Below are 6,608 nucleotides of genomic sequence, written 5' to 3'. Positions count from 1 at the left end.
GCGCCAGGACGTGGCGCTCGACCTGCTGTTCTATCCGACGCAGCAGATCCAGGTGAAGGTGGAATATCGCCACGACTGGGCGACGCAGCGTGTGTTCCTGCACGACGACGGTTCGTACGGCAAGAGCAACGACCTGCTGGGTGCGCAGTTCATCTACTCGTTCTGATGAGGTTGGGGCGGGCGGCGGCTTGCAGGGTTTCGGCGCTGCAAGCGCGCCGCCGCGCTTAGCCCTTGGCGTGCAGCTTCTTGATCATCGTTTCGGCAAACGACGCGAAACGCTGGACGACCTGGCGCGGCTTCATGTTGCGCGAGTAGGCAATGCCTAGCGTGGTGGCGGCCACATTATCCTTGAAGCGCTTGACGACGAAGTCTTCGCCGTCAACCGTCTGGGTCGACTTCAAGGGAAAGTTCAGGATGCTGTAGCCGAGGCCATTCGCTACCATGCCGCGCACGACTTCGGGCTGTGACGACTTGAATGCCGGCACGGGCCGCTCGCCAAGCGCGTCGAACAGCGAAGAAAAATACTCGCGGCTGTGCGGCAGGTCCAGCATCACATACGGCTGCCCCACGAGGTTCGCCAGCGTGACCGAGCGATGCTGCGCGAGCGGATGATTCTTCGGCAGGATCACATACGGCGGCAAACGCACCAGCGGACTGAACGCGATATCCGCCGTGAGATCGATGTCATAGGTGAGCGCGAGATCCAGCGAGCCGTCGTGCAGCCCCGTGAACAGGTCTTCCTGATGGGCTTCCGTCGTCCTGAAGCCAATGCCCGCGTGTTCTGCGAGAAAGCGGCTGATGAGCCCCGACAGCAGCGGCGGCGCCAGCGACACCAGGCAGCCGAGCGCGATAGTGCCCGACATGCCGGTATCCATGCCGCGTGCGGTGGCCTGCAGTTCCTCGGCGTTCTTCAGCAGATCGCGGGTCTTGCCGAGAATCTCGCGCCCGGCCTGCGTGAGCGACAGGCCCGACGCATGATGGCGAATGAACAATTGCACACCAAGCGAATCTTCCAGCTCGGCGATCGCCGTGGAAATCGAGGGCTGCGAGATGTGCATCAGCTTCGCTGCCGAAGTGAACGACAACACTTCGGCCGTCGTGACGAAATAGCGAAGCTGACGCAGCGAGTAATTCAGTCGGAGGCTTTCCATTTCACACGCATCGCATGGAGAAACAGCACGCCGGCACGCGAACGGATCGTTCGGCCGGAAAGCACGAGCATAGCAAATTGCAGCGCGATGTAGAACGCGCCAGTGGTGACGTTCGTGCATGCAGCACGATGCCACGCATTGTTCAGCTTGCCGACGGTGGATGAGCAGGAAAATTGATGTATCGGAATCCTTATCGATGGCACTGATCAGCTTCTCCAGCTGATGACGGGGCAGGTCACGCGCTAAGGCGTGGCCGTTTGCACTGCGGTCTTGTCGATGCGCCTATACAGCAACATGCGCCGCACAGCGCCGTATTCAAAATGGGGGCGCCGTGCAAACACCCGTCACTCGACCCAGATATTCTCGATCGACTTAAGGGCGCCCAATACGATCGAGCGATTCAGCGCCACAGCGAGCGTGCCATCGCGTTCCGCGTAGGCTTCGCACAGCCGCTGGTGATCCGCGCACGAGCGTTGCATGCGCCCCGGCAACGACGTGCTCAGATGACGCATGCGATTGGTGCGCATGCGCATGGAATCGAGCACTTCCTTGATGATTGCATTGCCGCTCACGCGCAGTTCCTCGTCGCGAAACGCCACGTTGGCCCAGAAGTAAGCATCGACATCGCCCTGCCCGGCAGCGCGGGCGAGCGCTTCATGAGCCCGCCAAAGCGACTCGATGTCTTCGTCCGTCGCGTGCTCGACGATCGCGAGCGACACCTGTCCATAAAGCAGCGCGCGCAGATGATAGATTTCGCGCACGTCCTTCAGGCTCATCGCAGCAACACGCGGCCGCCGACGCGGCGACCAGTCGACCATGCGCTCGCGATGCAGCACGAACAGCGCCTCGCGCACCGGCGTGCGGCTCACGTTGAAGCGCCTCGCAAGCTCGACCGAATTGAGGTCGTCGCCGGGCACCAGGCGGCCCTCGATGATGCCGCGTGCAACCCAATCCACGATTTCGTCGACCCGCGAGTTCTCGCTGCCGGCTTCCGCGATGTCGTCGGCTTCGGCCAGCATGGCGTCTGTTTCCTTCATTCCCGCTTCCTTCGAGGTGTTCATGTGGCGCTCCGCGCGCCGCCGCGCCGATTCTACCAGGCGCCCGTCACAGGATCTCCCCAGCCGCCCTTCGGCGCACTGAGTGTATACACTTAGCCAAGTAAACCTTGCTAAACGCGATTGATAGAGAATAAACTGCTGTAAGTGTCGACACTACAAGAAAAGGACGTACCCAATACTCTCAGGAGACTTCCATGTATATGGAAAAAGAGGTCGCCATGGCGGGTGCAGTCGAGGCGGGCGTTTCCGCCCGCCTCGACCGTCTTCCGCCGACACGCTACTTCCGTGGCCTCGTCGCGCGGATCGCCATTGGCGGCTGGTTCGAGTTTTACGAGATGTTCATGGCCGCCTACATTTCCCTCGGCCTGATCCACAGCGGGCTCTATCGCGCCACCACGGCGAGCATGTTCGACGTGAACGGCTTCGCGAGCTTCCTCGGTTCGTTCTTTGCAGGCATGTTCGTCGGCACGGTCGCGCTGGGTGGATTCACGGACCGGCTGGGCCGGCGCGCCGTCTTTACGGCCGCCATGATCATCTATTCGGTCGCGACGCTTGCGGCGGCCTTTCAAACTTCGCCGGTCGGCATGGATGCCTGGCGCTTCGTGGCCGGCCTCGGCATCGGCGTGCAACTCATCACTGTCGACACCTACATCTCGGAGCTCACGCCCAGCCACACGCGCGGCCGCTATTCGGCTTTCAGCATTCTCGTGATCCTCACTTCGGTCCCGACGGTGGCGGTGCTGTCGTATCTGCTGGTGCCTCATGCGTTCCTCGGCCTCGAAGGCTGGCGCTGGGTGATGATCATCGGCTCGGCCGGCGCCGTGCTGATCTGGTTCATGCGGCGCGGGCTGCCCGAATCGCCGCGCTGGCTGGAGAGCAAGGGCCGGCATGCCGAAGCGCGCGCGATCGTCGACGACATCGAGCGGCGCGTGGTGGCCGAGACGGGCCAGGCGCTCGCCGCGCCAGCGCCCAGCACGCTGCGCACCTCCGAAGAAGGCTCCGGGTCATGGAGCGAGATGTGGAAAGGCCGCTACCTGCCGCGTACGGTCATGCTCTCGTGCTTCAACTTCTTCCAGACTTTCGGCGTGTACGGCTTCGGCGCCTGGGTGCCCGTGCTGCTGTTCACGAAGGGCATCACGCTCACGCATTCGCTGCTCTACACGATGGTCATCGCGTTCACCACGCCGCTCGGCGCCATCGGCGCGATGTATTTCGCCGAGCGCGTGCAGCGCAAGTGGCAACTGGTGGGCTGCGCCGCCGTCGTAGCCGTGGCGGGCGTGCTGTTCGGCATGGCGCGCGAGCCCGTTGCCATTCTGCTGTGCGGCGCAGCCGTGACGATCGCCAACAACTGGCTGATCGGCATCTTCCATACGTATCAGGCCGAGCTGTACCCCACGCGCATCCGCGCGCGGGCCGTCGGCTTCGTCTTTAGCTGGAGCCGGCTGAGTTCGATCTTCGTCGGCTTCTGGGTGGCGGCGCTGCTCAAGCATTCGGGCGTGCCTGCCGTGTTCGTGCTGATTTCGTCAGCGATGTTGGTCATCGTCGTGATGGTGAGCGCCCTCGGGCCGCGCACCAACGGCGTCCGTTTAGAGGAGTTGTCTCAATGAGTTCCATTGCCGCCGCATTCGCGCACGGCCTCCACGCCCTCGCGCAGCGCCCGCTGCGCGCCGACGTGGCGCGCGAAGCGCAACGTTCGCTGATCAATGTGATCGGCACGTCGATCGGCGCGTCGCGCCACCCTGGCGTGGACGCCATTCTCGCGGCCGCGCAGGAGCTAGGCGTCGCGCAGCGCGCGCCGGTGCCGGGCCGCAAGGAGCGCGTGGACGTGCATTTCTCCGCGCTCGCCACGGGTTTCGCCGGCCATCTCGACGACTTCGACGACACCCATCTGGCCACCGTGATTCACCCGGCGGCTTCGATTCTCGCCGTCATCACGGCGCTCGCCCCCGAGACGAAACCCTCGGGCCGCGCAACGCTCATGGCCTTCGCGCTGGGCTGCGAAGCGCAGCTGCGCGTGGGCGTGTCGATTTCGCCGGAACACTATGACCGTGGCTGGCACATCACGGGCACCTGCGGCGTGATCGGTTGCGCGACGACTGCCGCCCTGCTGCTCGGGCTGAACGAAGCGCAGCTCGCGCAGGCCGTGGCGATCGCGGCCTCGATGTTCGTCGGCCAGCGCGAAGCGTTCGGCACGATGACGAAGCCCTATCACCCTGGCAAGGCCGCGTCGAACGGGATCGCCGCCGCGCGTCTTGCGCAGGCGGGTCAGCAGGCCGCCGCCGACATCTTCGAAGCGCAGGGCGGCTATTCGCATTCGATGTCCACGCGCGTCGACTTCGAGCAGATGAACGGTGCGTTCGGCGAGCGCTGGGAACTGCTCTTCAATACGTACAAGCCGTACCCGTGCGGCATCGTCGCGCATCCGGCCATCGACGCGGGCCTCGCCATCGCGCCGCGCATCGATGACATCGGCGAAATCGAATCGATCACGCTGCGCTGCCATCCGCTCGTGCCGGAGCTGATGGGCAACCCGCAGCCGAAGGACGGCCTGCAGGCGCGCTTCAGCGCGATTCACGGTGTGGCTGCGGCGCTGTGCGACAAGCGCGTGGGCCTCGCGCAGTACGAGGACGCCCGTGTGGTGCAGGACGACGTGCGCCGCGTGCGCGCGCTGACGACGCTCGCCCCCGACGCCGCGGTGAATCGCGACGAGGTGTTCATTCGCGCGACGCTCAAGGGTGGCGCGGTGGTCGAGCATCACGTCGAGCACGCGCGGGGCAGCCTCGCGCGCCCGCTCACCAACGACGAGCTGATGGAAAAGGTGCGTCTCCTGATCGACCCGATACTCGGTGAGGGATACGCCGCCCGCCTCGCCTCCGCCGTCGAATCGATCGACGCCGCCGCTTCGCTCGACACGCTGTTCGCGCTCTGCGCGCCGCAGGAGTAACTGAACCATGCACGAAACCGCTCAACATTCCGCCGTCTCCGACGCCCTGACCGCCCTCGCCCTCGGCCCACTCGGAGCGAGCGCGGCTGCCGCGCTCGAAAACGCCCGCGCGCGCCTGGCCGACGCACGCACACATGCGCGCGGCGATAGCGCCGTCGCGGCGCAACTCGCCGCGATGCTGCAATCGCAAGGCAGCTCTGCGAATGATCTACGCGTGCGCGCGTGGACACTCGGCGCAACGCTCGCCAGCGCCTCCCCTGCGACAGCCGATGTGCCGGTGCTCGCCACGGCCGTCACGATCGGCGAGGCAATCGGTGCTTCCGAGGCCGAGATGGCGCAGGCCGCGGCCGTAGGCATCGAGGCCGCCGCGCGCGTTCTCGCCGCCGTGGACAGCGCCGAATTCCGCGCGCGCTGGAACGTGGCGTCGGCAATCGGCGTGCTCGGCGCGGCGCTCGCTGCCGCGCGCCTCTACCGGCTCGATGCCGCGCGCGCGCGCCATGCACTAGGTGTGGCCGCCACGCAGGCCGCGGGCCTCGCGCACAACGTCTCGCACGCCATGGGCGCGCTCGAAACGGGCAAGGCGGCCGCCGATGCGATCGAAGCCGCGCTGATCGCAAAGCACGGCTTCACGAGCGCACCGGCCTCGATCGACGGACGGCGCGGGTTCGCCGCGCTGATGGCGTACCGCTTCGACGCGAATAGCATCGTCGAGGGCGTCGGCACGCGCTGGGTGTCGGTGGGCTAGATGCGCGGCGCGTGCGCGCTCCGGCTGCGGCTCGGCGTGATGCGCTTCACGCGCTCACGAGCCGTCGCCGGCCGGCACCTGGGCTTCGTCGATGTGATGGCGCTGCAGCGCCTGCGTGACGAAGCCCGAGTGAATCATCTGTTGTACGAAATTATTCAGGTAGTCCGCGGCTTGCTCGCCCCGGTGCTTCGGCACGCCCATCGCCTGCCGGATCACCATGAAACGCTGGTCGAGCAGGCGCAGGCCGCCTACTTTCGCGGCGTCGCGTTCGAGTTGCTGCTTCACACCGGCCGCCACGTCCAGATGCTGATCGAGAAACGTCTGCACCACGGCGGGCGAGGTAGGCGCGCGCACGATCATCGCGTGATGCAGTTCGCGAGACAGAAAGAGGTCGTAGGCGCTGCCCTTGCCCACCGCCACCGTCACGCCAGTGTCTTGGAGTAGCCCACGCGCGCCTGTAGCTGGACGATCCAGCGCGAGAGCCGGTCGTCACGTCGGTGCGCCGTGCGCATCGCCGATCGTGCGCCCAGAAACAGCAGGGTTCGCAGATAGTCGTTGCCCTGTCTGGTGATGCTCCCGAGCCGCTGCTTGCCGCCGCTGCTTTTCTGTTTGGGCACGATGCCGAGCCAGGCCGCCATCTGCCGGCCGTTTTTGAACTGGCGGGCATCAACCACCGTCGCCACCGCGGCCGATGCCGTTAGCCGGCCCAC

Annotated in this window: 6 protein-coding genes and 2 pseudogenes; 4 read left to right on the top strand and 4 right to left on the bottom strand. The window is 65.6% G+C overall.

What is annotated here, in order from left to right; all coding sequences use genetic code 11:
* On the top strand, positions 1-166 hold a 166-nt coding region (locus tag VMJ11_RS33045), incomplete at its 5' end, for a DUF3138 family protein (protein ID WP_325623515.1).
* A gap of 58 nt (positions 167-224) precedes the next feature.
* Here VMJ11_RS33045 and VMJ11_RS33040 read toward each other — a convergent pair.
* Positions 225-1,151: a LysR family transcriptional regulator gene (locus VMJ11_RS33040; protein WP_325625311.1), complete on the bottom strand. Its 927-nt coding sequence runs from the start codon at positions 1,149-1,151 to the stop codon at positions 225-227.
* A gap of 344 nt (positions 1,152-1,495) precedes the next feature.
* Entirely contained in the window at positions 1,496-2,170 is a 675-nt protein-coding gene (locus VMJ11_RS33035; protein ID WP_325625312.1) for a GntR family transcriptional regulator, read from the bottom strand.
* Between the two features lie 233 nt (positions 2,171-2,403).
* Here VMJ11_RS33035 and VMJ11_RS33030 point away from each other — a divergent pair, with 233 nt between their 5' ends.
* Genes VMJ11_RS33030 through VMJ11_RS33020 form a run of 3 tightly spaced genes read left to right on the top strand, consistent with a single transcriptional unit; the run spans position 2,404 to position 5,898 of the window.
* Positions 2,404-3,816, top strand: coding sequence for an MFS transporter (locus tag VMJ11_RS33030; protein ID WP_325625310.1), 1,413 nt, complete (start codon positions 2,404-2,406; stop codon positions 3,814-3,816).
* Positions 3,813-5,153, top strand: coding sequence for an MmgE/PrpD family protein (locus VMJ11_RS33025; protein WP_325625309.1), 1,341 nt, complete (start codon positions 3,813-3,815; stop codon positions 5,151-5,153). The genes VMJ11_RS33030 and VMJ11_RS33025 overlap by 4 nt, the downstream gene beginning before the upstream one ends.
* Positions 5,154-5,160: 7 nt before the next feature.
* Positions 5,161-5,898, top strand: coding sequence for an MmgE/PrpD family protein (locus VMJ11_RS33020; protein WP_325625307.1), 738 nt, complete (start codon positions 5,161-5,163; stop codon positions 5,896-5,898).
* A gap of 54 nt (positions 5,899-5,952) precedes the next feature.
* Here VMJ11_RS33020 and VMJ11_RS33015 read toward each other — a convergent pair.
* Positions 5,953-6,324 (bottom strand): annotated as a pseudogene (locus VMJ11_RS33015) (ABC transporter substrate-binding protein); the annotation flags it as partial.
* A 14-nt stretch (positions 6,325-6,338) separates the two neighbouring features.
* A pseudogene (locus VMJ11_RS33010) lies at positions 6,339-6,608 on the bottom strand (transposase); the annotation flags it as partial.

Source organism: Paraburkholderia sp., assembly GCF_035501035.1.
Lineage (GTDB): Bacteria > Pseudomonadota > Gammaproteobacteria > Burkholderiales > Burkholderiaceae > Paraburkholderia.
The sequence above is the reverse complement of the archived record's forward strand: the minus strand, read 5'-3'. Positions and strand labels throughout refer to the sequence as shown.

Excerpts from the sequence above, each read along its gene's own strand:
- VMJ11_RS33040 (WP_325625311.1), bottom strand. The coding sequence starts at position 1,151 with ATGGAAAGCCTCCGACTGAATTACTCGCTGCGTCAGCTTCGCTATTTC.
- VMJ11_RS33035 (WP_325625312.1), bottom strand. The coding sequence starts at position 2,170 with ATGCTGGCCGAAGCCGACGACATCGCGGAAGCCGGCAGCGAGAACTCG.
- VMJ11_RS33030 (WP_325625310.1), top strand. The coding sequence starts at position 2,404 with ATGTATATGGAAAAAGAGGTCGCCATGGCGGGTGCAGTCGAGGCGGGC.
- VMJ11_RS33025 (WP_325625309.1), top strand. The coding sequence starts at position 3,813 with ATGAGTTCCATTGCCGCCGCATTCGCGCACGGCCTCCACGCCCTCGCG.
- VMJ11_RS33020 (WP_325625307.1), top strand. The coding sequence starts at position 5,161 with ATGCACGAAACCGCTCAACATTCCGCCGTCTCCGACGCCCTGACCGCC.